Origin of the sequence: Geobacillus sp. ZGt-1 (assembly GCF_001026865.1) — a bacterium.
In the GTDB taxonomy this organism is placed as follows: Bacteria; Bacillota; Bacilli; order Bacillales; family Anoxybacillaceae; genus Geobacillus; species Geobacillus thermoleovorans.
Window position 1 is genome coordinate 1 of record NZ_LDPD01000045.1, and the last position, 438, is coordinate 438.

Sequence of the window (438 nt, forward strand, 5' to 3'; positions counted from 1 at the left end):
GGTACTTTGATTCGTCCTTCTAGCGTATTGACAGAAAATACGCCTTGAACAAGCGAATAATCTCGATTCCAAACGAGATCATATTCAAGTTTTTTAAAGCGAACCAATGTCCATTCGTGACCATTGCTTTTTAGGGAACGGTATCTAGCGATCACCGTTTTAATCACAGATTGCGCCATTTGCGAACGCAAAGCGTAGTTTGATCGAAGTAGACGATAGGTCATGTCGTGTAACTTGGCTTGTACAAGCACTTTTGTGTCAAAAATCACAACAGACACAGCGTTGCACGCTTGTCGATAAGCGGAAAGGGTGGCTTTCAATACTTCTGCTTGTTCCGCTGTTGGGTAAATTTTTATTTTGGCTGTTAACGTCATGTCCATTTGTCTCACCTCTCTTTCACTAAAAGTGATACAAAAACACAAAAAAAGCGATTCCTCC

The 438-nt window shown here is 41.1% G+C and carries 1 protein-coding gene; it reads right to left on the minus strand.

From position 1 onward, the window contains the following. Positions 1 to 380 (minus strand): helix-turn-helix domain-containing protein (locus tag VU18_RS15375; protein WP_047758423.1); only part of this gene is annotated, 380 nt, incomplete at its 3' end. Positions 381 to 438: the final 58 nt, after the last annotated feature.